Annotated in this window: 24 protein-coding genes; 17 read left to right on the top strand and 7 right to left on the bottom strand. The window is 57.3% G+C overall.

Features of this window, described 5'->3' with window-relative positions:
• The first annotated feature begins 86 nt into the window (after positions 1-86).
• The 3 genes from GQR90_RS06625 to GQR90_RS06615 all read left to right on the top strand — a co-directional run bounded on the left by GQR90_RS06625 (position 87) and on the right by GQR90_RS06615 (position 2,668).
• Complete coding sequence (locus tag GQR90_RS06625; protein ID WP_158773403.1) at positions 87-1,193, top strand: endonuclease/exonuclease/phosphatase family protein; 1,107 nt, start codon at positions 87-89, stop codon at positions 1,191-1,193.
• 78 nt (positions 1,194-1,271) lie between these two features.
• On the top strand, positions 1,272-2,048 hold the full coding sequence (locus GQR90_RS06620; protein WP_158773402.1) for a YiiX/YebB-like N1pC/P60 family cysteine hydrolase: 777 nt from the start codon (positions 1,272-1,274) through the stop codon (positions 2,046-2,048).
• Positions 2,049-2,107: 59 nt separating this feature from the next.
• Positions 2,108-2,668 carry a DUF1456 family protein gene (locus GQR90_RS06615; RefSeq protein ID WP_233266462.1) on the top strand — a complete coding sequence of 187 codons (561 nt, stop codon included), beginning with the start codon at positions 2,108-2,110 and terminating at the stop codon, positions 2,666-2,668.
• A gap of 137 nt (positions 2,669-2,805) precedes the next feature.
• On the opposite strand, the gene GQR90_RS06610 is transcribed toward GQR90_RS06615, so the two are convergent.
• Positions 2,806-3,672, bottom strand: coding sequence for a PA4780 family RIO1-like protein kinase (locus tag GQR90_RS06610; RefSeq protein ID WP_158773401.1), 867 nt, complete (start codon positions 3,670-3,672; stop codon positions 2,806-2,808).
• Positions 3,673-3,819: 147 nt separating this feature from the next.
• Entirely contained in the window at positions 3,820-4,893 is a 1,074-nt protein-coding gene (locus GQR90_RS06605; RefSeq protein ID WP_024952602.1) for an NAD(P)-dependent alcohol dehydrogenase, read from the bottom strand.
• 314 nt (positions 4,894-5,207) lie between these two features.
• On the opposite strand from GQR90_RS06605, the gene GQR90_RS06600 reads away from it, so the two are divergent.
• The 7 genes from GQR90_RS06600 to GQR90_RS06570 all read left to right on the top strand — a co-directional run bounded on the left by GQR90_RS06600 (position 5,208) and on the right by GQR90_RS06570 (position 13,014).
• Positions 5,208-5,684 carry a MerR family transcriptional regulator gene (locus GQR90_RS06600; RefSeq protein WP_088743761.1) on the top strand — a complete coding sequence of 159 codons (477 nt, stop codon included), beginning with the start codon at positions 5,208-5,210 and terminating at the stop codon, positions 5,682-5,684.
• 140 nt (positions 5,685-5,824) lie between these two features.
• Positions 5,825-6,016, top strand: a complete 192-nt coding sequence (locus GQR90_RS06595) for a hypothetical protein (protein ID WP_024952601.1) — start codon at positions 5,825-5,827, stop codon at positions 6,014-6,016.
• Positions 6,017-6,177: 161 nt separating this feature from the next.
• Complete coding sequence (locus GQR90_RS06590; RefSeq protein ID WP_024952600.1) at positions 6,178-6,705, top strand: LabA-like NYN domain-containing protein; 528 nt, start codon at positions 6,178-6,180, stop codon at positions 6,703-6,705.
• Between the two features lie 602 nt (positions 6,706-7,307).
• Positions 7,308-8,033, top strand: a complete 726-nt coding sequence (locus tag GQR90_RS06585; RefSeq protein WP_024952598.1) for a gluconate 2-dehydrogenase subunit 3 family protein — start codon at positions 7,308-7,310, stop codon at positions 8,031-8,033.
• A 67-nt stretch (positions 8,034-8,100) separates the two neighbouring features.
• Positions 8,101-9,576, top strand: a complete 1,476-nt coding sequence (locus GQR90_RS06580; RefSeq protein WP_024952597.1) for a cytochrome c — start codon at positions 8,101-8,103, stop codon at positions 9,574-9,576.
• Positions 9,577-9,589: 13 nt separating this feature from the next.
• Complete coding sequence (locus GQR90_RS06575) at positions 9,590-11,362, top strand: GMC family oxidoreductase (protein ID WP_158773400.1); 1,773 nt, start codon at positions 9,590-9,592, stop codon at positions 11,360-11,362.
• Between the two features lie 299 nt (positions 11,363-11,661).
• On the top strand, positions 11,662-13,014 hold the full coding sequence (locus GQR90_RS06570; RefSeq protein ID WP_158773399.1) for an MFS transporter: 1,353 nt from the start codon (positions 11,662-11,664) through the stop codon (positions 13,012-13,014).
• A 130-nt stretch (positions 13,015-13,144) separates the two neighbouring features.
• On the opposite strand, the gene GQR90_RS06565 is transcribed toward GQR90_RS06570, so the two are convergent.
• Positions 13,145-13,903 carry a UTRA domain-containing protein gene (locus GQR90_RS06565; protein WP_158773398.1) on the bottom strand — a complete coding sequence of 253 codons (759 nt, stop codon included), beginning with the start codon at positions 13,901-13,903 and terminating at the stop codon, positions 13,145-13,147.
• A gap of 416 nt (positions 13,904-14,319) precedes the next feature.
• Here GQR90_RS06565 and GQR90_RS06560 point away from each other — a divergent pair, with 416 nt between their 5' ends.
• The 7 genes from GQR90_RS06560 to GQR90_RS06530 all read left to right on the top strand — a co-directional run bounded on the left by GQR90_RS06560 (position 14,320) and on the right by GQR90_RS06530 (position 21,446).
• Complete coding sequence (locus GQR90_RS06560) at positions 14,320-15,423, top strand: ABC transporter substrate-binding protein (RefSeq protein ID WP_233266461.1); 1,104 nt, start codon at positions 14,320-14,322, stop codon at positions 15,421-15,423.
• A gap of 94 nt (positions 15,424-15,517) precedes the next feature.
• A complete protein-coding gene (locus GQR90_RS06555; protein WP_024952594.1) occupies positions 15,518-16,360 on the top strand; it encodes an alkaline phosphatase family protein in 843 nt (280 codons plus the stop codon).
• The gene (locus GQR90_RS06550) at positions 16,357-17,208 is read left to right on the top strand and encodes an ABC transporter permease (protein ID WP_233266460.1); all 852 of its coding nucleotides are present in this window, start codon (positions 16,357-16,359) and stop codon (positions 17,206-17,208) included. Before GQR90_RS06555 ends, GQR90_RS06550 begins: the two co-directional genes overlap by 4 nt.
• Positions 17,192-18,133, top strand: coding sequence for an ABC transporter permease (locus GQR90_RS06545; protein ID WP_233266459.1), 942 nt, complete (start codon positions 17,192-17,194; stop codon positions 18,131-18,133). Before GQR90_RS06550 ends, GQR90_RS06545 begins: the two co-directional genes overlap by 17 nt.
• Positions 18,134-18,204: 71 nt before the next feature.
• Complete coding sequence (locus GQR90_RS06540; RefSeq protein ID WP_233266458.1) at positions 18,205-19,338, top strand: ABC transporter ATP-binding protein; 1,134 nt, start codon at positions 18,205-18,207, stop codon at positions 19,336-19,338.
• On the top strand, positions 19,338-20,069 hold the full coding sequence (locus tag GQR90_RS06535) for an HAD family hydrolase (protein ID WP_158773396.1): 732 nt from the start codon (positions 19,338-19,340) through the stop codon (positions 20,067-20,069). Before GQR90_RS06540 ends, GQR90_RS06535 begins: the two co-directional genes overlap by 1 nt.
• Positions 20,070-20,222: 153 nt before the next feature.
• Entirely contained in the window at positions 20,223-21,446 is a 1,224-nt protein-coding gene (locus tag GQR90_RS06530) for a GAK system CofD-like protein (protein ID WP_158773395.1), read from the top strand.
• A 124-nt stretch (positions 21,447-21,570) separates the two neighbouring features.
• Here GQR90_RS06530 and chrA read toward each other — a convergent pair whose 3' ends face one another.
• From chrA to GQR90_RS17745, 4 genes are all read right to left on the bottom strand, one after another.
• Positions 21,571-22,845: a chromate efflux transporter gene (gene chrA, locus GQR90_RS06525; RefSeq protein WP_325064293.1), complete on the bottom strand. Its 1,275-nt coding sequence runs from the start codon at positions 22,843-22,845 to the stop codon at positions 21,571-21,573.
• 225 nt (positions 22,846-23,070) lie between these two features.
• Positions 23,071-24,366, bottom strand: a complete 1,296-nt coding sequence (gene arsJ, locus GQR90_RS06520; protein WP_158773394.1) for an organoarsenical effux MFS transporter ArsJ — start codon at positions 24,364-24,366, stop codon at positions 23,071-23,073.
• 1 nt (position 24,367) lies between these two features.
• Positions 24,368-25,420: an ArsJ-associated glyceraldehyde-3-phosphate dehydrogenase gene (locus GQR90_RS06515; RefSeq protein ID WP_158775351.1), complete on the bottom strand. Its 1,053-nt coding sequence runs from the start codon at positions 25,418-25,420 to the stop codon at positions 24,368-24,370.
• Positions 25,421-25,572: 152 nt separating this feature from the next.
• A complete protein-coding gene (locus tag GQR90_RS17745; protein WP_158773393.1) occupies positions 25,573-26,016 on the bottom strand; it encodes an ArsR family transcriptional regulator in 444 nt (147 codons plus the stop codon).
• Between the last annotated feature and the right edge of the window lie 132 nt (positions 26,017-26,148).

The following is a 26,148-nucleotide window of genomic DNA, read 5'->3' as shown; positions in this document are numbered from 1 at the left end:
TCCATGAGTTGATTGTTCGTCGTCTCGTCACCACTACATATCCCCCGTGCACTGAATTCTCGTGCCATCACCTGACCGGAGTTCACATGACCCTCAGCCTGCTTGGCGTACTGACGCTATTGATGACGCTGTTCACCCTGCTGCCTCTCACGCGTCTGCGCCACTGGTCCATCCGGGTCATGGATTTTCCACGCCTGCAACTCGCCGTGCTGTGGGCCACACTGCTGCTTGCCGATCTCTGCGTCGGCGACATCGCCTGGAGTCTGCGCATACCGCTGGCGCTCGTGGCGCTCGCAGGGCTTGTCTATCAGGCACACTGGATCGTGCCCTACACCCGCCTGTTCCCGCATGAATCCGAAGTGGCTGCTCACAGTGATCCTCAGCGACATGTCAGATTGCTGACGGCCAACGTGCTGACCACCAACCATGAGAGCGACAAGCTGCTGGCCATCGTCAAACGCGAACAGCCCGACGTCGTGGTGACACTGGAATCTGACGCCTGGTGGCAGCAGCGACTCGACGTGCTGGAAGGTGACGGGCCAGACGAGGGATATTGCTACACGCTCAAGTGCCCGCTAGACAATCTCTACGGCATGCATGTCTATTCGCGTCTTCCTCTTCACGATGCCAGCATCGACTACCTGGTCGAGGAAGATGTGCCCTCCATGCATGCTCAGCTTGAGCTGAAAAGCGGTGATCGGGTGCGCGTGCATTTCCTGCACCCTGCACCGCCCAGCCCGACCGAGAACGAGGAGTCCTCGGAACGCGACGCGGAGTTGGTCATCGTGGCCAGGAGCGTAGCCGACAGCCATCAGCCGGTCATCGTCACCGGCGACCTGAACGATGTCGCCTGGTCGCGCACGACACGGCTGTTCCGCAAGTTGTCGGGATTGCTGGATCCACGCGTGGGACGTGGCATGTTCAACACCTTCCATGCCAGTCTGCCATTGCTGCGCTGGCCGCTGGACCACCTGTTCCATAGCCGTCATTTCAGTGTCGTGCGTGTCGCTCGCATGGAAGCGTTCGGCTCGGATCACTTCCCACTGCTGACCGAGCTGGCACTGACTCCGGCCCAGGACACCAGTGATACCACCTTCGCGCCCAAGGCCGATGCCGATGATCACGAGGAAGCGACGGAAACCGCTCGCAGCGAAGACGTCAGTCATCATGACGTGCCGACACCGGGACGCTGATACCGCCTCACACCTCGAGGTTTGGCCTATCATTGGCTCAAGGAGATTGGCTCAAGGAGGCTAGCGAGGGGATACCGGATGCGCGGACTCGATCGGGTGGTCAGCAAGGCGGGTGAACATCTGGCGCGGCATTTGACGCGCCCTGACCACCAACGCTTGCGCCCTTCCACGTCGTCGCCAGAAAGGCTGGCTGCCACACTGCGACGCGGCGATGTGCTGCTGGTAGAGGGATCTTCGCGCATCAGCACGGCCATCAAGTATCTGACGCAATCGACCTGGTCACATGCTGCACTGTGTACGCGCACGCCCATTGATGACGCTGGCAAGCCTACCATTGGTGAGTGTCTGCTGGAGGCGGATGTCACCGCGGGAGTCCGTCGTGTACCTCTCAATCTCTACTGGCATCAACATACTCGCATCTGTCGCCCCGTCGGCCTCACCGATGATGAGGTCGATGCGCTGGTAGCGCATGCCGAAGCGCGTCTTGGCCACCAGTATGACCTGCGCAATATTGTGGATCTGGCGCGCTATCTGATCCGCATGCCCCCAGTCCCCAACCGCTATCGCCGCAGGATGCTGGCGCTCGGCAGTGGCGACCCCACGCGGGCAATCTGCTCATCGCTGATTGCTCAAGCCTTCCATTCGGTGAGCTATCCGATTCTTCCCGACATCGAGTCATTACCCTCGAAGGATCCTGACTGCCTGCACTGCTATCAAGAGCTGCTGCACATTCGACATCACAGCCTGTTTGTACCGCGTGATTTCGATATCTCTCCTTACTTTGACATCATCAAACCGACTCTGAGTGCTGGGTTTGACCCACATCGACTGCAGTGGAGCGAAACCCCACCTTGATCTGGTATGCTGCGCGCCATTCGTCTCTCTGGCCGTCCACGCTTTATCAAGGCGTGCTCATGTCGCCAGGACACGTGCATCGCTTCCTTAAAGACTCCTTCAAGACCGGACCTACGCCCGTGACCAATAACGACATCATCCGTCGCCTGCGCTACGCGCTGAATCTTTCCGACACCGACATGATCACCACCTTTGCAGCGGCGGATCATGAAGTCACTCGCGCCGAAGTCAGCGATTGGCTCAAGCGCGACGGCGACGAAGCTCAGCAGCGCATCAAGGACCAGGATCTGGCCCGCTTCCTCAATGGCCTGATCAATGTGCGCCGTGGCAAGCGTGAAGGCCCACAGCCAGCACCGGAAAAACGCACAGACAACAACATGATCATGCGCAAGCTCAAGATTGCCTTTGAGCTGAAGGATGACGACATGCTTGATTTGCTGGCACTGGCAGGCTTCGAAATGATCACCAAGTCAGAGCTGTCGGCTTTCTTCCGCAAGTCGGATCATCGTCACTACCGTGAGTGCAAGGATCAGATCTTGCGTAATCTACTCAAGGGTATCGAGCTACGTCACCGCCGCCATGATCCGGAAACAGAGCAACACGCGGTCGATCCGGTGTAACAACTTCCATTTTGCCACACACGACAACGCCGCCCCGGAGCCCGGAGCGGCGTTGTCGTGTGTGGAGCGCAGTCTCTTTTTCCTCTGAGCGCTAGAGCTAAAACTGGTAGAGCACGCAAAGCGGCATCTGAGGAAGCTCAGTCCTCTTCATCGCCTTCCTCGGCACTCTTCTGGCGCGCCTTGCGTTCCTGCTCCTCTTCCATCGCGGCCATGATGTTTTCCAGCAGTGCATCCACATCAGGGGCTTCGGGGTCGTCTTCGAATAGCCCGGTCAGCTCAGCATCAGGATCCATGTCGCCAGCCTCGAACAGCGCCCAGATCTCATCCGCGTAACGAGTGTCTGCCAGTTCTGGCGCGAACATCGCGTAATAAGCGGTGATATTGGCAACATCACGAGCCAACATGCCCTTGGCATTATTGTTGGCCGCCGCATCCACAGCCTGTGGTAGATCGATGATCACCGGACCGTAATCATCAACCAGCACATTGAATTCCGACAGATCGCCATGCACAAGACCAGCATGCAGCATACGCACGATGTACTGCATCATCACCGCATGGTCTTCGAGCGCCTGCTCGGCTGACATCGACACATCATTGAGACGCGGTGCCACGTTTCCTTCATCGTCGGTCACCAACTCCATCAGCAATACGCCATCGAAGCACCCGAAGGGCTCCGGCACACGTACGCCAGCAGCAGCGAGACGATACAAGGCGTCTACCTCGGCATTTTGCCAAGCAGCCTCCTGTTGATTACGACCGAAGCCTGAACCCTTCTCCATGGCACGCTGGCGACGACTATTTCGCACCTTGCGGCCTTCCTGGTAAAGCACAGCTTGTTTGAAGCTGCGCTGAGCGGCGTCCTTGTAGACCTTGGCGCAACGGATCTCATTCCCGCAGCGCACCACGTATACCGAGGCTTCCTTACCACTCATTAAGGGGCGGAGCACTTCATCGACCAGACCGTCATCTATGAGCGGCTGGATTCTCTTTGGCGTTTTCATCGCGCTTTTATACGCGTTTTACAGCACATCGGGAATCATCCTGTAGCAATTTTGTGACATATCTTACGTCAAAACCCCCACCAATACGTCATCGGCGAGGGCTTTATCATTCACTGCGTGGCTGCATCAAAGCAGCCACGCGACGCGTCATGGGGCGTTTTTAAGACTCTGCATGTCAATCACAAAGCGATATTTCACCTTGCCCTGCTGCATGCGCTCCCACGCATCGTTGATATTCTGGATATCGATCATTTCAATATCGCAGCCGATGCCATGCTCTGCACAATAGTCGAGGACTTCCTGCGTTTCAGCCATGCCGCCAATCAGCGAGCCTGCCAGCACGCGGCGCTTCATGACCAGGTTGCCGCCTTGAAGTGCCGGGTCCACTTCCTGAATCAGGCCGACCAGGATGTGTGTGCCATCATACTTGAGCGTATTCAGGTATGGGTTGAGATCATGCGGTACCGGCACAGTATCAAGCAGGAAATCGAAAGTTTCTGTGGCAGCCGTCATCTGCTCATCGTCGCTTGAGACGATCACGTGATCGACACCATTCTCACGCGCTTCAACCACCTTGGCCTCACTGCGAGTAAAGAGCGTGACCTCACAACCCATGGACTTGGCAAACTTGATGCCCATATGGCCCAGGCCGCCCATGCCAATGATACCGACCTTATCACCTGGCTTGACGCCATAGTGACGCAGCGGCGAATAGGTGGTGACACCGGCACACAGCAGTGGCGCGGCCTCAGCAGGATCCAGTGCATCAGGGATGGAAACAACGAAGCGTTCGCTGGTCACGATCTTGTCAGAATAGCCTCCTTGGGTAAGGCTACCGTCATGGCGGTCCGGGCTGGCATAGGTCATGGTCATGCCTTCGCGGCAGTATTGCTCCAACCCTTCATTGCAAGCGTTGCACTCTCGGCAAGAGTCGACCATGCAGCCCACACCGACCATATCACCGATCTTGTATTGGCTGACCTGGTTGCCGATAGCGGTAACGCGGCCGACGATCTCATGACCCGGCACGAGTGGATATTGTGAGAACCCCCAGTCGTTGCGCGCCACGTGCAAGTCCGAGTGACATACACCACAGAACAGAATCTCGATGGCAACGTCATCTGAGCGCAGCTGGCGACGCTCGAAGGTCCACGGTGCCAAGTCTGAGGTACCTGACGTTACTGCGTAGGCCTGGGTCTTACCTTCAAAAGTGCTCGCCATGCGATGTGCTCCTTAAGCCAATTCCTCGTGAAGGCAGCGCTTTTGATCAACGCATACCCCCCGTAGTCCCTCTTACCTGTTGGTCACTGGCCAATAATTCAACAGCTAGTCGCTTGGAGGCGCTAGAACACAGTGTTGGCAAACCAGCAACGCGCCGCTGTTCTCTGGCAGCAAGAATCTAAAATCCAGGCGCACAATCTCATAGACAAAAACTTGTCTTGTCTTGTTGGCGCCCCGATATTTACTGCGGTACTTGGCCACTGGTTCTCTGACACATTTTCTCGCCGATAGACTTACTCGCATGGAGCCCACACATGCCTACCTCCTCCTCGCTGAGCATTGGCGATCTCGCTCTACAGGCCGACTGCAAGGTACAGACCATTCGGTATTACGAAGATATTGGCTTGCTACCGCCACCGCTGCGCAACGCAGGCAATCAACGACGGTATGGCGACACCACGCTTGGTCGTCTGAATTTCATTCGCCATGCACGTGACTTTGGTTTCCCAGTCCCGGCCATTCGCGAGCTATTGAGTCTCTCGGATACCCCTGAACGCCCCTGCGAGGAGATACATGCAGTGGCGCGCCATCACCTCGACGAAGTCGAGGCACGCTTGCAGCGTCTTGAGGCACTCCGTGAAGAGCTGCAGCGAATGCTTAGCCACGGCGATGACGGACAGGTCCGTGATTGCCGAGTCATCGAGGTCCTCTCAGACCATAAACAGTGCGAAGTCCACGGCCGTGCAACGGCGGAGAATACGCACGAACACAGCGAGAGACCTGCGTCATGACGCGTTTGAGCTGTTTGGCGACAACATTGATCTTTCGCGGCAAAAACCGTCTTTATGATTTCATCTTGTCGCCATCGAGCAGCAAAACGGCGGGTATGGTATAGTGGTCGTCCACCCCCAGTCTCGGAACGGAGTCCCGCATGGCCAACACCCGTACAGCCGCAAAGAAGAAAGCTCCCGCCGCTGTTGAAACCTCGGCGTCTCTTGAAGCACAGATGCAGGCCTTCCTGGATAAGGGCGGCAAGGTCAATGTGATCGAATCTGGCGTTAGCGGTCAGGTCATCGGCGTCAAAGCACCGCCGAAGCCATCCAATCCCGCTGCCAAAGGCTGAAGCTTGTCAATCAAGCTCCAGCAACAGAGTTCACATGTTGAACTCATGTACTGACCTCCAGCCGCTGCCCTTTCCTGTCAGGTAGCGGCCGGCGCTTTTCCCAAATAACGATCAGCACTCAGTCTGACGTTATCCCCTCTCGGTTTTCTCCGGCATCTCTCATGTCAGCTTCCTCCTTGCACGACACTCAGCATGCACGCACATCCGCCACGCCCCCGCGACTGGCTGTCTTCATTGACGTTCAGAATATCTATTACACGGTACGCGACACCTTCGGGCGACAGTTCGACTATCGCCGTCTATGGGCAGAGCTTGAGCGTCTGGGGACTATTCAGCATGCCTATGCCTATGCCATTGATCGTGGTGATCCGAAGCAGCAGCAGTTTCAACAGCGTCTGCGCGATATCGGTTTCGAAGTGAAGCTCAAGCCCTTTATCCAGCGCAGTGATGGCTCGGCCAAGGGGGACTGGGACGTCGGGATTACTATCGATGTCATGGAAGCAGCGCCTGAAGTTGACGAGATCATTCTCGCCTCCGGCGATGGTGACTTCGCCATGCTACTCGAGCACGTCTCAACACGGCATGCCGTGACGACACGCGTCTACGGTGTCGAAGCATTGACGGCTCACGCCCTCATGCGAAGCGCCACTGACTTCAGAGAGATCGGGACAGATCTGCTGATGCGCTAGGGCCACGGATTCGCCGAGGACTTTACTTTGCACAGCCTGATAATACGAAAGACACCATATCAAGCATTAATCATGTCGTGATGAGCAGCCGCCGAATGACTCGCCGTTGCCATCTATTGTTTGATAACCGCAATCATTTCTCTGCTCTATTTCTGAAACTGCCACAAAACATTGGGTGCTCTGTCCAATATTTGGCGTGTTTTACGAGGAATGGATAGCATGGGACAATTTCATGAGCAACTCATCAACCTAAACGGGGAAGAAACTCATTCTCTGCGCATAACACTACACATTGCTCTGCCATCTGCTAGCTCACATGCCACTTATACATCTGCTGACATGCAAAAACGCAACCCTCCGTCACACCGATATAGGATAGTGCTCCTAAATCACACTTCTGATTTTTGTTAATATTATACGCAATGCAACATCCCCCGCGAGCTTCTCTTGGTCTTGCTGTCTTGACTGAATACGACACGCTGCTACATCGCTGATTGGCACATCTATCTGCCAAGCTTCCCAGATAGCATCTCGTTTATTTACTACCTGATACTGCACGTACAACTGACGACGCGACATCATATTGCACCTGGGAGACAAGCATGCCGCTCAACCTCGAGGGTCAGCAACGACGTGAATTCATCCGTCGTTCGCTGGCAATGATCCCTGCCGTAACCGTGGCACCAGGCCTTTTACTGGCTACCTCGGCAGAGGCTGACATGCCTCCGCTCCACAAGTATTCACCCACCTTTTTTTCGGACGAGGAATGGCAGTTCATCCTCGCCGCCACCGATCGACTGATTCCCGAGGATGAACATGGTGCCGGTGCCCTGACTGCCAATGTACCCGTATTTATCGACAAGGAGCTCACTGGAGACTATGGCCAGGCAAATGACTGGTACATGCAGGGCCCCTTTCATCCGAACGCCGATCCAGTATTCGGCTATCAACTTCCGCATACCCCTGCCGAGCTCTATCGCCTCGGTATCAAGGGCGCTCGCCATCATGCCATGACGCGTATGAACCAGGAGTTTTCAGACCTGCCTGCCGAGCAGCGCGATACCCTTCTGAGCGAGCTGGAGGCTGGCAAGGCCGATTTCGCCGCTGCCGGTATTTCCGACCTACCATCGTCGACTTTCTTTAGCTTTCTATTGCAGAACACTAAAGAAGGCTATCTGGCTGATCCGATGTATGGCGGCAACCGCGACATGGTTGGTTGGAAGATGCTCGGCTTTACGGGTGCACGCGCCAGCTTCCGTGAATGGGTCGATCAACACGATGTGCCCTATCCGCTAGGCCCGGTAAGTCTCGCTGGCAAGCGCGGCTGATCTTGGCCTCCTACTCTAGACCGAAAAGCGACGCCTCTCGCATGACGAGGGGCGGCAGGAGCATCGGATGATCCCTTATTTTAACCACCCTGCGCGTCTGGCACTCGTGGTGGTCGCTCTGGGTACTACGGCCGTGGCAATAGCCGCGATCGGCAATTCTGACGACAGCAAGGGCATCAGCCCCCAAGACACGCCAGCCGATACTGCGCTCATCAAGCGCGGAGCCTATCTGGCGCGCGCAGGCGACTGCATGGCCTGTCACACTCGTGAAGATGCCAGCGAGGACTACGGCGGCGGGCGTCCGATCGATAGCCCCTTCGGCGCCATCTATGCCACCAATATCACTCCAGATCCCAAAGCGGGAATTGGTGATTATGGTGAGCAGGACTTCGCGGCAGCTTTACGCCAAGGTATTCGTGCTGATGGCAGCTACCTGTATCCGGCCATGCCCTATCCCGCCTATGCAAGCCTCAACGATGATGATGTGCATGCGCTTTATGTCTACTTCATGCAGGGCGTAGTGCCAGTGGCCAAACCTGCTCCCGAGACTTCACTATCCTTCCCGTTCAATCAGCGCTGGGGCATCCGCGCCTGGAATTGGTTATTTGCCGATGAAGCCCCCTATACCTCACTCGAGCAAACAACAGGCACGATATCACCTGAACGTCATGCACAACTTGACCGTGGTCGCTACCTGGTACAAGGCGCAGGCCACTGTGGCAGCTGTCATACCCCTCGTGGGATGTTCATGCAGGAAAAGGCGCTGAACGATCAGGACGGCGACGATTACCTGGCCGGTAGTGAGTTAGATGGCTGGCAGGTCCCCTCGCTGCGCGGCGGCGATGGTTCAGGGCTGCGCAATTGGAAAGAGCAGGATCTGGTGGACTACCTCGCCACTGGCCGCAGTCGTCATGCGGCTACTGGTGGGGAGATGCGGTCGGTCATTCAGCACAGTACCTCACACCTCAATGATGAAGACCTGTATTCCATCGCCGCTTACCTGACCACCCTTGGCGCATCCGACAAAGCATCGCACGCCTCCGGCGACGTACCAGCAAGTCAGGCGACGTCTGACTCGAAGTCTTCCTCCGCCCGCGACGCCACTACCCATCAACTGACGGCCGCCATCTCGCTCGACGAAGGCGCTCGGCTGTATCTGGATAACTGCAACGCCTGTCACTTTGCCAATGGCGCGGGGGCTGATAGCGTCTTCCCACCACTGGTCGGCAACGCGCAGGCGACTGCCGACAATCCGAAAGCCTTGATCAGCACCATGCTCTACGGCGCCCAGCTTCCTTCAACTCCCAAGCGTCCCGAACGCCTACAAATGCCAGGTTTCGACTGGCGTTTGACTGACGATGAAGCCGCGAGTCTGGCGAGTTTCGTGCGCCAGAGCTGGGGGAATCAAGCCTCCGCCGTCAGTCCAGAACAGGTGGCAGAGGTACGGCGCAATCATGGCCCTGTCGACGCCACTCAGCAGGGTCGCCCCGAATACCTCCGTCAGCATGCCCCCATACCCTCCAGTACCCCGTCGTCGAACTGAAAGGAATCACCACATGGCCATTACCCAACCTGAAGTCGACGTCGTGATAATCGGCCTCGGCTGGACCGGCTCCATCATGGGCCTTGAACTGACCGATGCTGGCCTGGATGTGCTGGCGCTGGAGCGCGGCGGCGATCGGACCAAGGAAGACTTCCTCTATCCCAAGCCCGCCGACGAACTAAAGTACGGCGTGCGACTCAAGATGATGCAGCGTCCGCGGCAGAGCACCGTCACCATCCGACGCAATCGCGACGAACAGGCCGTCCCCCAGCGCCATTGGACTACATTCCACCCCGGCGACGGCGTGGGCGGTGCTGGCTCACACTGGACGGGCGTGCTGTACCGCGCTACGCCCAACGAGTTAGCCCTCAAGAGCTTTGCAGACCGCACCTTTGCACCGGGCTTCCTGCCTGAAGACATGACGATACAGGACTACGGCGTCAGCTATGAGGAATTGGAGCCTCACTACGACTTCTTCGAGAAGGTCGCCGGACTCTCCGGACAGGCCGGTAATGTGCAAGGCGAGCTTCTCGAAGGTGGCAATCCCTTCGAGGGCTCACGCCAGAATCCTTTCCCGCTACCGCCGTTACCACGCACCCTGACCGATGTCCTGTTCACCAAGGCGACCAAGTCACTCGGCTGGCATCCGTACCCCTACCCCTCAGCCAATGTGTCGGGGGCCTGGACCAACCCTTACGGTATGCAGCTGGGGCCGTGTAATTTCTGTGGGTTTTGCAGCAATTACGGCTGCCTCAACTACTCCAAGGCCACGCCACAGACCTGCACGCTGGATGCGCTCAAGCAACGTAGCAACTTCCACTATCGAACTCGGTGCGAGGTCACACGCATCGTCAAGAGCGACACGGACGATACCGTCAAAGGTGTGCTCTATTACGATGCCGAGGGTAACGAGATCTTTCAGCCAGCCGGCTTGGTCATCCTCGCCTCCTTCCCGCTGTCGAACGTACGTCTGATGCTGCTTTCGGAGATCGGCCAGCCCTATGATCCGGAGCAAAACACCGGTGTAGTGGGGCGTAACTTCTCCTATCAGATCACCGGCTCGATGGATCTTTACTTCAAGGAGCATCAGTTCAATCCCTTCATTTCGGCCGGCGGCAGCGGTCAGGTCATTGACGACTTCAGCCCGGACACCTTCGATACGGCAAGCCACGGCTTCATCGGTGGCTCCTATATCTATACGACCCAAGGGCCTGGGGGCGCCATCGGAGCATTGCGCACGCCACCAGGCACGCCGAGCTGGGGAAGTGAGTGGAAGAAACAGATCAAGGCGCACTACGGGCATCACATGGTACTGGGGACCACTGGCAGCAACATGTCCTACCGTGACGTTTATCTGGATCTCGACCCCACATACCAGGATCCACATGGGGATCCGCTACTGCGCATGACTTACGACTGGAAAGAGAATGATCTACGCATGACCGAGTTCATGGCCGAACGCATGCGTGAAATCGTCACCGAGCTCAAGCCGGAGTATCACACTGAAAGCGTCAAACAGCGTGGCGACCATTTCGACCCTTCCAGCTATCAATCGACTCACCTCACCGGTGGCGCAGTCATGGGGACTGACCCGAACACTTCGGTACTTAATCGCTACCTTCAGCATTGGGATGCACATAATCTGTTCGTGATGGGCGCCAGTGCCTTTCCGCAGAACATGCAACACAATCCCACCGGGACGGTAGCCGCCCTTACCTACTGGTCGGCAAAACATATCCGCGAACTATATCTGGCCAATCCGGGCCCGCTGATGTCACGCGGCTAAGCTACAACGCCGACTTCTTTCACTACAGTCACTCTGAAAATGCCGTTGCCCCCCCCGGGGGCAACGGCATTTTCCTATTACCGGGTACCATTGAGGAGAGCTTTCAGGGGCACGCCTTCCCGCTTCGAGTGAAATTCACACCAGCACAGCGACAGGCTCTGACAACAGCGCCTCAAATCACGTCGCATCAGACATTAATCATGTCGCAATGAGTAACCCTTCGGCACGACGACTACTTCAGGATAAAAGAGGAAGACTCACAACGCGTGATGTCTCGCTTATCTCTGTGGAGTCTCAGCATGCATAACAACAAGACAGGCACGATCGATGAGGTGTCTCCCGCCACGCTACGGCGTGTATTGGCAGCCTCTGCCATCGGTAATTTCATTGAATGGTTCGACTTTGCCATCTATGGCTTCATGGCCGTGATCATTTCCCAACACTTCTTTCCGCAGGGCGACCCGACACTGGCACTGCTGCAGACGTTCGCGGTATTCGCCGTGTCCTTTGCCCTACGCCCATTAGGTGGCATCTTCTTTGGCACCCTCGGCGACAGAATCGGCCGCAAGAACGTGTTGGCGATCACTATCATCATGATGGCTAGCGCGACAGCCGTGATCGGGCTATTGCCAACCTACGAAAGTATCGGCCTGTTCGCACCGCTGGCATTGACGTTGGCACGCTGTGCTCAGGGTTTCTCGGCAGGGGGTGAATATGCCGGCGCCTGTGCTTTCGTGATGGAGCATGCGCCTGACAAGAAGCGCGGCTGGTATGGCAGCTTCATTCCTGTTTCGACCTTCAGTGCCTTCGCAACTGCTGCAGCGCTCGGACTGTGTCTGAATACCCTCGTGTCAGAAGCGACAATGCAACAGTGGGGCTGGCGTATTCCCTTCCTGATTGCTGCACCGCTTGGGTTAATCGGCCTCTACATGCGCCTGAAACTGGATGACTCACCCGCCTTCCGGTTGATCCAGCAGGAGCATCAGGCACCCAATGCGCCCCTTCGCGAAACACTCAATTCTCACGCCCCCATCATCATCAGCCTGATGGCCTTCATTTCTGCCACCGCGCTTTCCTTCTACATGTTCAGCACCTATTTCGCGACCTACATGCAGGTCGCTGGTGGTGCCAGCCGTCAGACGGCGCTACTGGCAAGCCTGGGCGCATTGGTTATCGCAGCACTGCTATGCCCCGTCGCAGGCTACTACTCTGACAAGGTCGGGCGTCGCAACACCATCATTACCGCTTGCGTCAGTCTCGCGATCGCCGTTTTTCCGGCCTACGGACTGGCCGCCAGCGGGACGCTGTGGGCCTCAATGCTTGGGGCATCGCTGATGGCGGTCGGCGCCGTATTGTGCGGCGTCGTCACTGCAGCGTTGCTATCGGAGCAGTTTCCCACCCGCGTGCGCTATACCGCCTCTGCATTGAGCTATAACGTTGCCTATACCATTTTCGGTGGAACGGCACCGCTGGTCGCAACATGGCTGATTGATCTGACCGGCAACAATCTGGCTCCGGCCTGGTATCTGATCGCCATTGCCGCCATCGCCCTGATCGGCGGACTTCAGTTGCCAGAAACCAACGGCATCTCTCTTATCGCGATACCCGACAAGCCCATCCGTCGCCCAGACATCAGTGTGCCAGCCATGTAAATCCCTGACACGATGGTGACTCCTCCCTGATATCGCCAGATCCGAAAAGCACTACCGCGCCAGTGGCTTCCCGACTCACGGGGCTCACTGGCGCGGTAGTGTCCGCCATCCCTTTTTGCCCAGGGCAGACCTATCTCTGCGGTGCAGCGGAAAGGGTCAGTTCGATCGCATCATGTCGCCAGTGTTCGTCATCACAGTCCACGGCACGTCCATTCTGATCGAAATTGATGCGTGTCACCCGCTGCGCAGGACTGCCCTGCGCCGCATTCAGCGCCTCTGCTGCCTCGTTACCCAATACCGTAGAGGCCAACTCAAAACTCACTCGTGTCACGCGTATCGCGTATTCGTTGCGATAAAGATCCGTCAGCGAATGCACAGCAAGATCAAACTCGAGAATTCCCGGGAAACAATCACGGCGCAGATGATGGCAGACGTGTAACACCCGCCGACCGTCGATCCGCCTTATCCGCGTAATGCGATAGACAGCACACCCTTCCTCGATACCTAACCGACGCGCGATCACCGTATCGGCTGGTACTTCCGCAGCCGTCAACAAGTCGGTCTGCGCCTTGCGCTGCTGGGACTCCACCATTTCCCTGAAAGGGAGACAGGCGAGTAGGTCATATCGCAGCCGAGACGGCGAGACGAACCATCCCCGGCGGTTTTCGCGATAGATGCACCCTTCTGCCTCCAATTGCAGCAAAGCGTCACGCAGCGTGACGCGCGTGGTGCTGAAACGCACCATCATCTGGCGCTCTGACGGTAAGCGTTGGCCGCCCATCAAATCCGTCTCTTGCAGATAGGACAGTAACTTGTGGCGCAAACCCGCCACGGGAATTCCCACGGTATCCGCATGTTGGCTGATGGCGTCGGGAGAAGGTAATGGCATGCGAGTTTCCTGAGAGAGCACATGAAAGTGGCCTGATGATTCATGGCGAGCAAATTGCATGACATTCATTGTTCAACAATGTCGTTGTCACACCTCTGGTCTAGTTTAGAGGTCACCCCTCTTAACCTCGCCGAGCCACATGTCATTCCAATGAAGTTTGAATGACAGCGAGACGACATGTGCGGCAATACTACCCAATGCTTGCATATCCGTCTGGTGCCGTGCCACGACATCGACACATTCACGACACGGAACTGTCACGACGAGTCGATAAAGTCGTTCCTGACCTTTACATCTGAACTAGACCAGAAAATGAATCACGTAACACTCTGTAAGTAGGCCCAACGTTTCACTCTGCTCGCTTGCGCCACTTTCCCCTTGCGCCGGTTGCTCATCCACATTCTGGAGAAATATCCTTGAAGTCGATCACCAACATCTCATCCCGTACTGCCGGCCTAGTGGCTTCCGCCTTCATGGCGGCCTTGCTGGGCAGTGCCACCGTCAATGCTGCAGACGTGCCTGATGCTGCTGCCGTAGAGGCGCTCGTGAAGTCTGCTCAGGCTGAAGGTCGCGTCGATAGCGTCGGCATGCCGGACAGCTGGGCCAACTGGAAAGACACCTGGGCCGATCTTGAGTCCAAGTATTCTCTCGCGCACAGCGACACCGACATGAGCTCTGCCGAGGAAGTTGCCAAGTTCAAGGCCGAAGGCGACAACGCCACAGCAGACATCGGTGACGTGGGCTTCGCCTTCGGCCCGATCGCAGTCAAGCAGGGCGTGACACAGGCCTACAAGCCGAGCACCTGGGATGAGATTCCTGACTGGGCCAAGGACAAGGATGGTGAGTGGATGCTGGGTTACACCGGCACCATCGCCTTCATGATCAACAAGAAACTGGTCAGTGAAGACCAACGCCCGACCTCCTTCGCCGACCTCGCCAAGGGTGATTACAACGTCTCCGTCGGTGCCGTAGGCAAGGCATCTCAGGCCAATAATGCCATCCTCGCTGCGGCCTTCGCCAATGGCGGCAAGGAATCCGACCTGACACCGGGCCTGGAAGTCTTCGCTGAGTTGGCCCGTCAGGGGCGCCTGTCCCTGGCCGAGCCGACCATCGCCAATCTGGAAAAAGGGGAAGTCGAAGTCGCGCTGCTGTGGGACTTCAATGCACTTAACTATCGTGATCAGATCGACCGCGACAATTTCGAGGTCGTGATTCCGTCTGATGCCTCCGTCACCTCTGGCTACGCGACCATCATCAACAAGCATGCGGCCCACCCGAATGCAGCGAAGCTTGCACGTGAGTACATCCTGTCAGATGCCGGCCAGCTGAATCTGGCCAAAGGCTACGCTCGTCCAATCCGCGCCGAACACCTGACCCTGCCGGAAGAGATCGCTGCCAAGCTGCTACCCAATGAGCAGTACGCCAATGCTCGCCCAGTACAGGACTTCGCCGGCTGGGAAGCCAGTGCCAGCCAGCTACCGCGCCAGTGGCAGTCACAGGTGTTGATCCACCAGCAGTAAGACCGAGGCAGTCGGTTATCTTGCTGGCCGACTGCGCTTCATCTGACAGACGGCACCGCCTGCGCGGTGCCGTCTTGAGCTTTACGGAGTCACCATGTCCCAGCGTGTCATTCTTGTCGTGCTTGATGGCCTCAATCATGCCGTCGGCCATCATGCCATGGGCTACCTGAGCGCATTGGTAGAGGCTGGCCGCGGACAGTATCAGTCGCTGGACTGCGAGCTGCCCGCCATGTCGCGCCCGTTGTATGAATGTCTACTCACCGGCGAACTGCCCGTTGACTCGGGCATCGTCAACAATCAGGTGGTCCGCCGCTCACGTAGCATTAGTCTGTTCGATCTGGCCAGCCGTCAAGGGAGGCGTACCGCTGCCGCAGCCTATCACTGGGTCAGCGAGCTGTATGTCGCCGCGCCCTTCGAACGCAGCCGCCATCGCTGGCTCGACAACCCCGATACCGCCATCCAGGCAGGACTCTTCTACTGGCAGGATCATTATCCGGACGACCACGTGTTCAGCGATGCCGAAATGCTGCGTCTACGTCATGACCCGGATTTCCTGCTGGTGCATAGCATGAATATTGACGATGCCGGCCATCGCCATGGCGGCGATTCACCGCAGTATCGCAATGCCGCCCGCCATGCCGACGTCGCCCTTGCTGACTACTTGCCTGCATGGCTCGAAGCCGGGTATCAGGTCATCGTCACTGCGGATCACGGCATGAACGCCGACCGCTCGCATTCTGGCTTATTGGAAGAAGAGCGACGCGTACCGCTGTGGACGTTCGGTAGCGCCTTTGCCAGTGCACCGGCAATTGAGCTGCGCCAGCGAGAACTATGCGGCACTGTGGCCACCCTGCTAGGGCTTGAACACGATAAGGCGCTCAATCACACGTTGCTTGCTGCACACGCTCAGCCGTCGGCAAAGGGAAGTGCAGTATGATGCTTCCTCGCCTGAAACGATGGATCACCAGCCCTGTGATGTGGTTACTGCCCTTCGCTATCATCTTCGGCGCCTTTCAGATTGCTCCGTTGGTATGGGTGATGATCAGCGCATTCAAGACACCGGACGGTTGGGGGCTGGCACACTTTCATGAGATTGCGACCTCTGCCTTCTTCCGGCAGGCCATTGGCCGCAGCCTCGAGATTTCCTTCATGTCCAGTGTGCTGGGGCTGGCGATTGCGGCAGTCACCTGCCATAGCATGCATCGCTGTGGCCCGCGTCTGACGCGGGCAATGATTGCCTTTACCAACATGACCAGCAATTTTGCCGGGGTACCGCTCGCGTTCGCCTTCATCATCCTGATGGGCGCCAACGGCATGCTGACACTGATGCTGGAGCGGATCGGCATTATCGATGACTTCAATCTTTACTCACGTACGGGCCTGATCGTCATCTACACCTGGTTCCAGATACCGCTGGGGATTCTGTTGCTCTACCCAGCCTTCGGCACACTGCAAAGTGAGTGGCGTGAAGCTGCCAGCCTGCTAGGGGCTGGACGTGTCGCCTACTGGAAGCATATTGGTCTGCCAGTCCTCTGGCCGTCATTGGCCGGCACACTCACCGTACTGTTCGCCAATGCGATGGGGGCCTATGCCACCGTTTATGCACTGGTGAATACCAGCTACAACCTGATGACCATCCGCATTGCCAACCTGGTCTCCGGAGACCTGTTCCTGCAACCGGAACTGGCCAGTGCCCTCGCACTTGTTCTGGTCGTGATCCTGGTCATCGTGACGCTTATCCAGCAATGGCTCATGCGGAGGAGCTACCATGTCACTTCCCGCTGAACTGCCCTACCGTCACGGTAAACCGTTACTGCCAAGCCTGATGGCGCGTCTGCGCCTCCTCAATCCGTATACTCTGGTGGTAGGCAGTGTCTTCACATTGCTGGCCCTCCCTCTGGTCGCCACACTGTTCTATGCACTAGCGACACGCTGGGGCGCGAGCCTCACTCCGGACGGTCTGACCATCAAATGGTTTATTGAGTTATGGACGACGCCACGCTTTCTGGCGGCCTTTGGACGCTCGATTCTGATCGCGGTCAGCGCTCTGATCCTATCGCTCATCTTGATCGTACCCGTGGTGTTCCTCGCCCATACCCGCTACCCGCGGCTCGACAACCTGATGAACGGGCTAATCCTGTTACCGTTTGCCGTACCGCCTATCGTCTCCTCCGTCGGCCTGCTGCAGCTATATGCCGGTGGCCCACTACCCATCGTCGGTACGCCGTGGATACTGATTCCGACCTACTTCACCATCGTGCTGCCCTTCATGTATCGCGCACTGGCCAATAGCCTGCGTGCGCTAGATGTGGCCTCACTGATGGAGGCTGCCCAGCTATTAGGCGCCAGTCCGCTCAAGGCATTCTTCCTTGTCGTACTTCCCAATATTCGGATCGGCATCCAGATTGCTGTCTTCCTTGCCTTTTCCTTCCTGGCGGGAGAGTTCGTGTTTGCCAACATGCTGGTCGGCACGCGCTTTGAGACATTGCAGGTCTATCTCAACAATATCCGCGGGGCTAGTGGGCACTTCACTAGCGCACTAGTGATCACGTTGTTCGTCTTCACTCTATTACTCACCTGGCTGGGCAACCGCCAACCAGCAACAGAAGGCCAGCCTGTGGATGAGGCCGACGACAGCCTGTCAGGCACTGATCTCACAGCTCCCATACACATCGTCACACCTGATGCAGATTCCCGAGGGACCCGCTAATGCTTGCGACCGACACTTCGTCTTCCGCTCTCGCCATTCAACGAGATGATACCCAACGTGAAGGCGGCCTCTTGACCAGCGTCCTACGGGAACGTGCTGCCGATCAGCACTATTTGAAACTCAGTGGACTGGCCAAAAGCTTCGGATCCACTCGGGTATTCTCCGAGATCGATGCTGACATTGCCCGAGGCGAATTCATCACCCTGCTCGGCCCGTCCGGGTGTGGAAAATCCACGTTGCTACGCGCCATTGCGGGACTCAACAACGTTGATGCGGGACAGATCATCGTCAATGGCCATGACATTACGCACCTGCCACCTCAGCGACGTGGCATCGGGATGGTCTTCCAGCACTATGCGCTGTTCCCCAATATGCGCGTGATCGACAACGTGGCCTTTGGTCTACGCATGAAGAAGGTGCAGCCTGAAGAGCGTGAGCGCCGAGTGAACGAAATATTGCGACTTGTCGAGCTGACCGATCACGCGCAACGCTTCCCTCATCAGCTCTCCGGTGGTCAGCGTCAACGAGTAGCATTGGCACGCGCGTTGGTTGTAGAACCGCAGATCCTGCTGCTGGACGAGCCATTGTCCGCACTCGATGCACGTATTCGTCGCCATCTACGTGACCAGATTCGGGACATTCAGAAGAGTCTCGGGCTGACCACCCTGTTCGTGACCCACGATCAGGAAGAAGCCCTGCTACTGTCAGACCGCATCTTCCTGATGCACCAGGGCCGAATCCTGCAACAGGGAAACGCCGAGGCGCTATATACCCGTCCCATCGATGCCACCGCTGCCGGCTTCATGGGGCATTACAATCTGATTGGTCGTGAGCTAGCCCAGCCATTATTGGGATATCTTAGTGATGGTCCACGTGTCGCGCTGCGTCCGGAAGCGCTCTACCTTCAGCCCGACTCCTCCCTCTACGGCCTGCAGGACAGCCAGGTGAATTTTCCGACCCAGGCACTACCCAGCAATTCTGGGCCCGCCTGCCCAGGCGTGATTCGCCGCCACCAACTGCTTGGCAATATCGTGCGCTACGAGGTGGACTGTCAGGGGCTGCGGCTCAATATTGATGTACTCAACCGCAGCTCCCGTCAGTTGCTGCCCACGCACTTGCGCGTTCAGGTCTATGCCGACTTGGATGAGGTGCAGGCATTAGCCGATATTCCTGCTTCATCGCCCACGGCAAAGCAGGCGTCATGATGAATACACTGTGTGAGACCACTACATCATTGCCAATGCCTCTGACGACAGGGCTGGCGATTTTCGATCTCGATGACACCCTGCTCGATGGCGATGCCACAGGGCTATGGGCTGACTGGCAGATTCAACAAGGCTGGATCAAGGACGGTGATGGATACCGAGCCATCTGGACACGCCAGATGGAGGACTACATGGCAGGCAATCTCGACATGGAAGACCATCTTGAGCATCTACTGTCACCACTGATCGGGCGTAACGTCGCTGCTGTCACTGCTGAGGTGGAATACTTCATTGAGGCTGAGCTGATACCACGCCTTTTCAGCGAAGGGCTTGAACGTATCGCCTGGCATCAGGCTCAAGGCCATCAGGTAGTGATCATTTCAGCCTCGACTGCACAGCTGGTAGCACCGCTCGCCAAACGCCTCGGGGTTGATGCAGCACTGGCGACTGCACTCGAGATCGACAAGGATTGCTATACCGGTCAGGCGACGGGGATCCGCACCTTCCGCGACGGCAAGCTGGATGCGCTCAAGGCCTGGCAAGCTGAGCAACAACCAGCGCAGACAGACATGCGCATGCAACCGTGCTGGGGCTATTCCGACTCACGCAATGATCTGCCCTTGCTGGAGTTTGTCGACCATCCCTACGCCGTGCGCCCTGATCCTTGCCTGGCAGCCATCGCGCATGAGCGCGACTGGCAGACACTGCACTGGCAGTCACGCGCGAGATAGATTCACAAATCAAAGGCTGGAAACAAGCGTCGCCACTCAATATCAGTCAGCCGGCATGAGTCGTTTCAGCCCTGACAGTATCTCTAAAAAGGCGACGCTTACGCCAAAAAAGGGCACTCTATGCCAAAGTGAAAAGGCAAAGGAAGCCGGACTATGGCAGAGGTCAAAGTCAGCCGCATCGCACGGGTACCGGACCCGTTACGTGTCAGGCGATATCAGAAGGCACCAGAAGTCGGGCCACGCGTACTATTCTTTAGTGGCGGCTCGGCGTTGACGGGTATTGCACGTACCTTGACGCGTTATACCTATCACAGCATTCATCTGGTCACCCCCTTCGATTCCGGTGGCAGTTCTGCCAAATTACGTGATGCCTTCTCGATGCCGGCCATCGGTGATCTGCGCTCACGCCTGATGGCGCTGGCCGATGATAGCGTACTGGGCCATCCCGAGATCTATCGGCTGTTTACGCATCGCCTCCCCAGTGAAGCAAGGCAGGAAATGCTGCATGCCACCCTGCGCGAACTGGCCGCGGGACGTCATCCACTAAGCCTGGCCGTGGCCGAGCCCATGCGCACCCTCATCTGTCATCAACTAGGCTTTCTCATCGAGGCCATGCCTGCCGATTTCGATCTGCGCGGCGCCAGTATCGGTAACTTGATCATTGCCGGTGGCTACTTGAATCATCATCAGCAGCTCGATCAGATCATCTTCCTGTTTTCCAAGCTAGTGCATGTGCGCGGTACGGTGCGTGCCATCGTCAATGCCGACTGTCATCTGGCCGCCACACTGGAAGATGGTCGCAAGATCGTGGGTCAACATCGCATCACAGGCAAGGAAGTCGCGCCACTGGAAAGCCCGATTGCCCATATCGGACTAGCGACGATACTCAGTGGTGTAGACGATGAAAGCGATAGCTATCAGCCTGTGCGCCCTAAACTGCATACAAATAATCGTCAGTTGATCGACTCTGCTGAACTGATCTGCTTCCCACCAGGCAGCTTCTATTCCAGCGTGATTGCCAATCTGCTACCCAGCGGTGTAGGGCGTGCGGTGTTCGCTAATCCGTGCCCCAAGATCTATGTGCCCAACTGCTGCCCAGACCCCGAACAGACAGGCAGGACGCTGGATCAGTTAGTGGCCATTTTGCTCACTACGCTGTGTGCTGACCTCAACCTGATGTCCAACGACTGCCCAACGGAGAGCCTGCTCAACATCGTCCTCATCGATAGCCAGCGCGGCGATTACCCTGGTGGCGTCTCGGTGCCAGCACTGGAACGATTGGGGGTCACCGTGATCGATACCAAATTGATCACGGCAAACAGCGCGCCCTACTATGACAATGAATTACTGGTCACCGCACTGCTGTCGCTGGTGTAACGTGAGCCTCAGCAATCGGGTTACCCGCGACCTGCTTCTCTGTGCAACAAGGCTAGACACAACTCCGCCCCGAATACTTGAGCATTCGGGGCGGAGTTGTGTCGGAACGGGGGCTCGCCACCGATTACATCATCCCACGCACGACCCCGATCAAGATCATCCCCAGCACCAGTTTCCAGGGCGCTAGCGAGAAACGTGTCAGCGCGATGAAAGCTGCTAGCGCAATCACCACGTCCAGACGGTTCAGCACGCTGGTCGTCCACAAGGGATCATAAAGCGCCATCCCCAGCACCCCGACCACGGCCGCATTGGCACCTGCCAGTGCCGCTCTCGCGCCTGCGCGTGCACTCAGGCGCCCCCACAAGGGCGCGACGCCAATCAGCAGCAAGATTCCCGGCAGGAAGAGGCTCACCAGAGCGAGAGTCGATCCCACCACGACAGACCCGCCCGTCATTTGCGCCATCCCGGCTCCCAGCCAAGCGGCGAAGGTAAATAACGGGCCTGGCACTGCTTGAGCCAACCCATAACCGGTCAGGAAGGTCTCTGCTGCGATACGGCCCGTCTCGACGGTAGAGGTTTCAAGCAGTGGCAATACCACATGGCCACCGCCGAACACCAAGGCACCGGCACGATAGAAGATATCGACCAGGCTACCGGAGGCCATCAGTGGCAGGCCGGCCAGCAGGACGAAGAACGTGATCAGACATCCCCGTGCAAGCCCTCTCGATACCGGCAATATCAGCCCACCAGGTGCCTGCGCGTGAGAGGATGCGCGTGGAGAACTCCCTCCGCTTGATTCGCGGCACACCACCATGCCCAGCAATGCCCCAAGCCCAATCACACCCACCTGCATCAGCGCCGCCTCGGTTACGGCGAGCCCCAGCATGGCCAGCAACGCCAGACAGATGCGGCGTAAATCCGGGCACAGTTTGGTCGCCATGCCCCAGATCGCCTGCGCGACCACTGCAACGGCTACCAGCTTGAGACCGTGAATGACGCCCGAAGCGATCGCGCCCTCGAGACTGCCAGCCACCAGTACTAGCATGAGTAGAGCCAGGGCGGACGGCAACGTAAAGCCGATCCAGGCCAACAGCCCTCCCATCACTCCCCTCCCGCGCACCATGCCGAGCGCAAAGCCGACCTGACTGCTCGCCGGCCCCGGCAAAAACTGGCAAAGCGCCACTAGCTCGGCGTAGGCCCTGTCACTCACCCAGCCACGACGACGTACCAACTCATCATGAAAGTAACCAAGATGCGCAATGGGGCCCCCAAAGCTGGTTAGGCCCAGCTTGAGGAAGGTCGCTAACACCTCGCGATGCCGCACGTTTTTCGGTACCTGCATGGCCTCGACAGGGGCCGACTGCACGGTTACATCGCTTGCGGGGTCACTAAAGGGCATGGCATTTCTCTTGAACAAAGATAAAGATGCGACGACGAATGTCATCGTGACAGCAAGAACTCGATCACTGTCATGCCAGCTTACGCCACGAAAATGACGGTTAGCGAAGAGGCCTGGCGCAAGAGACTGACGCTATGGACTGGCACATACAACAACACTCACATCGATAATACATGAGGCCAGAAAGCCCTCATCACCTTGCGGGGTGAGAGGTATCCACGTGATCTATGGGTGCTCTGTGCTCTCTTGCGTATCGCCTGGCAGGCCCAATGCCAATAAAGTACTTGCCAACACCAGCCCCGCAGACCACCACAGACAGGCTTCAAGGCCATATGCCTGGTACAGCCAACCAGACAGCAAAGTGCCTAGCAAACGCCCCATCGCATTAGCCATGTAGTAGAAGCCGACATCCATCGAAACGCCGTCGTTACGTGCAAAGTGTACGATCAAGTAGCTGTGCCAACTGGAGTTGATGGCGAATACGACGCCGAACGCCATCAGCCCGACAATCAGCCAATCAAGCGGCTGAAGCCCCCCCAAGCGTGAAGTGATCTCACCGCTCTCCAGTGGCAGACAGGCCATCAATGCAGGCAGGAGCGCCAGCCCTGCCGCCAACATGACCGTGATATGACGAATACTATTGTCGCCTACCAAGCGTCGCGATAGCGGGCCGGTGATACCTGGGGCCTGGGTCTGTACTCCGCCGTATCCGATCACCCAGGCAGCCATCAATACGCCGACCGTCCAGAAATGCCAGCCGTGCACCTCCGCCAGGTACACCGGAAGTGCCACGACGAACCACACATCACGTGCCGCGAACAGGCACAAGCGAGCAGCCGACAGCACATTTACCGCCCGTGATGTCGAGAACATTTCACGGAAGGCTGGCTTGCGCTTGCCTGTGCTCTGACCCAGCGCCGCCGTCAGATGGCGCAGTGACAGCACCAATACCCCTGCCAGCATGACCCACATGGCCAGCACCGTGCCCTGGAAACCGACGACACTCAGCGCGGCTCCGCCGAGGAAGAAGCCCAGCCCCTTGAGCGCATTCTTGGAGCCAGTGAGCAAGGCGACCCAGCGATAGAGCGACCCCTGGCGCTGCTCAATGGCCTCATCTTTCGGTACCAGTACCTTGATGGCACTTTTGGCGCTCATCTTGTTGAGGTCTTTTGCGATCCCCGACAATGCCTGCGCCATCATGACCCACATCACCGTGAGTGAAACCTCAGGTACCAGCAACATCCCCAGCGCGACAAGCTGCAGCGCAAGCCCGGCGTTCATGGTGTGATTGAGCCCGAGGCGTGCCCCCAGCCAGCCGCCGACGAGGTTAGTGACCACTCCGAAGGCCTCATAGAACAGAAAGAGCATCGCGACTTCCAGCGCCGAATATCCTAGCGAGTGGAAATGCAACACCACCAGCATGCGCAGGGCACCGTCTGTCAGCGTGAAGGCCCAGTAATTCCCCGTGACCAACAAATACTGACGCACCTCATGGGGCAATTCTTGCAGACGGGCACGCATGTCATTGCGCCACGAGAGTGGTACTGGCACCCACATCAGACAGCGCCACCTTCAGTGCCAACTCTGCAGTGCGGTTGGCGTACCCCCATTCGTTGTCATACCAGGCATACAGCTTGAGCTGAGTACCGGCGACCACCATGGTCGACAAGGCATCGATGATGCTGGAGCGCGAGTCGGTACGGTAATCGATCGATACCAGGGGACGCGTCTCAAAGCCGAGCACGCCACGCAACTCACCTTCAGCCGCAGTCTTGAGGGCCTGATTGACCTCGTCTACCGTCACTTCTCGCTGAAGCTCGAACACCATGTCGGTGAGCGAGGCATTGGCCAGTGGTACGCGGATGGCGTGACCATTCAACCGGCCTTCAAGCTCCGGGAAGATGGCACTGATGGCCTTGGCAGAGCCGGTGGTGGTCGGAATCAGGCTCATGCCGCAGGCACGGGCACGCCGCAGATCGTTATGAGGTGCATCGAGAATCGTCTGCGTATTGGTGATGTCGTGTACCGTCGTCATTGAACCGTGACGGATACCGAACTGTGCCTGAATGACCTTGATGACGGGCGCGAGGCAGTTGGTCGTGCAACTGGCGGCAGTGACGATACGATGCTCACCAGCCACATAGAGATGGTCATTAACACCCATGACGATGTTGAGCACGCCCTCTTCCTTCACCGGTGCAGAGACCACGACACGCCCGACGCCCTGTGCAAGATAAGCATTCAGCAGTTCAGTGGTCTTTATCTTGCCGGACGCCTCGATCACCACATCGCATTTCGACCAGTCAGTTGCCGTTATCTCGCGCTGTGATGAGAAGGCAGTACGATCACCGTCGATCGTGATCGAGTCATCGTCACTGGCGATACCCGCCCCTGGTGACCACTGGCCATGCACGGAATCGAACTCCAGCAAGTGTGCAAAGGTCATCGCATTGCCACCCGGATCATTGATACGCACGATATCGAGCAACACTTTCTCTCTCAGCGTCCACAAGGCACGCAGCGCGAGGCGTCCAATACGGCCAAAGCCATTGATACCGATACGGAGCGGACGCATGCCCTCAGGCACATGAAGAGAGGCGGCGTAAGATGGTGCGGTATGTGCTGGACACATGGAGAGTTCCTCACTGACAGTTCAGGAAATAGGACTAGCGAAGCAAGATGACGGCAATGCAAGGGTGCAAAGGAAGTGGAGATGCTTAGCCCCGTTCAACAACAGCGTTCAGGCCGGTTGGGCATCCCGTCCAGCCATGTCGACCAGCGCGAGACCTCGACCTGCTGGGCCTGACAGGCCGTAGAAAGAATGCTCTCAAGCCATTGTGGCCGGTCGACAGGCAGTCGGTAATACACCCATTGACCACGCCGTTCGCTACTCAACAAACCACATTCACGTAATTGCGCCAGATGCCGCGAGACCTTGGGCTGTGAGATTCCGGCCAGCGAGGCTCCCGTTGACTGGATATCCAGCACACGCTGTTCCAACACCCATATCAACTCGCAAACACAGAGCTCACCGCCTTGTGACAGCAATTGCATCAGCGTCAAACGGGTATCGTCGGCAAGACACTTGAACACCTTCAGCGGTGTGAGTGATGCGTCAGGCTGAGAGCGAGCATCCGAATCACTTGTTTGTGCAGCGCTACTTAGCGTCATTGGAAACCTCTCACTGTGTCATCCATCCATGGCTGATATCGCTTGAACTCGGCAATAACAGGCATGGCCTGTGATGCAAACTACTCTCGACATATGAATTATCATATATATGTTTTACCATATATCAAATGA

Source organism: Cobetia sp. L2A1 (assembly GCF_009796845.1).
In the GTDB taxonomy this organism is placed as follows: Bacteria; Pseudomonadota; Gammaproteobacteria; order Pseudomonadales; family Halomonadaceae; genus Cobetia.
The sequence above is the reverse complement of the archived record's forward strand: the minus strand, read 5'-3'. Positions and strand labels throughout refer to the sequence as shown.

What these genes read in the sequence shown, in the direction of transcription:
- GQR90_RS06530 (WP_158773395.1), top strand. Translation starts at nt 20,223, where the DNA reads ATGGCAGAGGTCAAAGTCAGCCGCATCGCACGGGTACCGGACCCGTTA.
- GQR90_RS06565 (WP_158773398.1), bottom strand. Translation starts at nt 13,903, where the DNA reads ATGCCATTACCTTCTCCCGACGCCATCAGCCAACATGCGGATACCGTG.
- GQR90_RS06610 (WP_158773401.1), bottom strand. Translation starts at nt 3,672, where the DNA reads ATGAAAACGCCAAAGAGAATCCAGCCGCTCATAGATGACGGTCTGGTC.
- GQR90_RS06590 (WP_024952600.1), top strand. Translation starts at nt 6,178, where the DNA reads ATGTCAGCTTCCTCCTTGCACGACACTCAGCATGCACGCACATCCGCC.
- GQR90_RS06605 (WP_024952602.1), bottom strand. Translation starts at nt 4,893, where the DNA reads ATGGCGAGCACTTTTGAAGGTAAGACCCAGGCCTACGCAGTAACGTCA.
- GQR90_RS06570 (WP_158773399.1), top strand. Translation starts at nt 11,662, where the DNA reads ATGCATAACAACAAGACAGGCACGATCGATGAGGTGTCTCCCGCCACG.
- GQR90_RS06600 (WP_088743761.1), top strand. Translation starts at nt 5,208, where the DNA reads ATGCCTACCTCCTCCTCGCTGAGCATTGGCGATCTCGCTCTACAGGCC.
- GQR90_RS06620 (WP_158773402.1), top strand. Translation starts at nt 1,272, where the DNA reads ATGCGCGGACTCGATCGGGTGGTCAGCAAGGCGGGTGAACATCTGGCG.
- GQR90_RS06515 (WP_158775351.1), bottom strand. Translation starts at nt 25,420, where the DNA reads ATGCGTCCGCTCCGTATCGGTATCAATGGCTTTGGCCGTATTGGACGC.
- GQR90_RS06625 (WP_158773403.1), top strand. Translation starts at nt 87, where the DNA reads ATGACCCTCAGCCTGCTTGGCGTACTGACGCTATTGATGACGCTGTTC.
- GQR90_RS06585 (WP_024952598.1), top strand. Translation starts at nt 7,308, where the DNA reads ATGCCGCTCAACCTCGAGGGTCAGCAACGACGTGAATTCATCCGTCGT.
- GQR90_RS06575 (WP_158773400.1), top strand. Translation starts at nt 9,590, where the DNA reads ATGGCCATTACCCAACCTGAAGTCGACGTCGTGATAATCGGCCTCGGC.
- GQR90_RS06535 (WP_158773396.1), top strand. Translation starts at nt 19,338, where the DNA reads ATGAATACACTGTGTGAGACCACTACATCATTGCCAATGCCTCTGACG.
- GQR90_RS06580 (WP_024952597.1), top strand. Translation starts at nt 8,101, where the DNA reads ATGATCCCTTATTTTAACCACCCTGCGCGTCTGGCACTCGTGGTGGTC.
- GQR90_RS06545 (WP_233266459.1), top strand. Translation starts at nt 17,192, where the DNA reads ATGTCACTTCCCGCTGAACTGCCCTACCGTCACGGTAAACCGTTACTG.
- GQR90_RS06550 (WP_233266460.1), top strand. Translation starts at nt 16,357, where the DNA reads ATGATGCTTCCTCGCCTGAAACGATGGATCACCAGCCCTGTGATGTGG.
- GQR90_RS17745 (WP_158773393.1), bottom strand. Translation starts at nt 26,016, where the DNA reads ATGACGCTAAGTAGCGCTGCACAAACAAGTGATTCGGATGCTCGCTCT.
- chrA (WP_325064293.1), bottom strand. Translation starts at nt 22,845, where the DNA reads ATGCCCTTTAGTGACCCCGCAAGCGATGTAACCGTGCAGTCGGCCCCT.
- GQR90_RS06555 (WP_024952594.1), top strand. Translation starts at nt 15,518, where the DNA reads ATGTCCCAGCGTGTCATTCTTGTCGTGCTTGATGGCCTCAATCATGCC.
- GQR90_RS06615 (WP_233266462.1), top strand. Translation starts at nt 2,108, where the DNA reads ATGTCGCCAGGACACGTGCATCGCTTCCTTAAAGACTCCTTCAAGACC.
- GQR90_RS06595 (WP_024952601.1), top strand. Translation starts at nt 5,825, where the DNA reads ATGGCCAACACCCGTACAGCCGCAAAGAAGAAAGCTCCCGCCGCTGTT.
- arsJ (WP_158773394.1), bottom strand. Translation starts at nt 24,366, where the DNA reads ATGCGTGCCCGTCTGCAAGAATTGCCCCATGAGGTGCGTCAGTATTTG.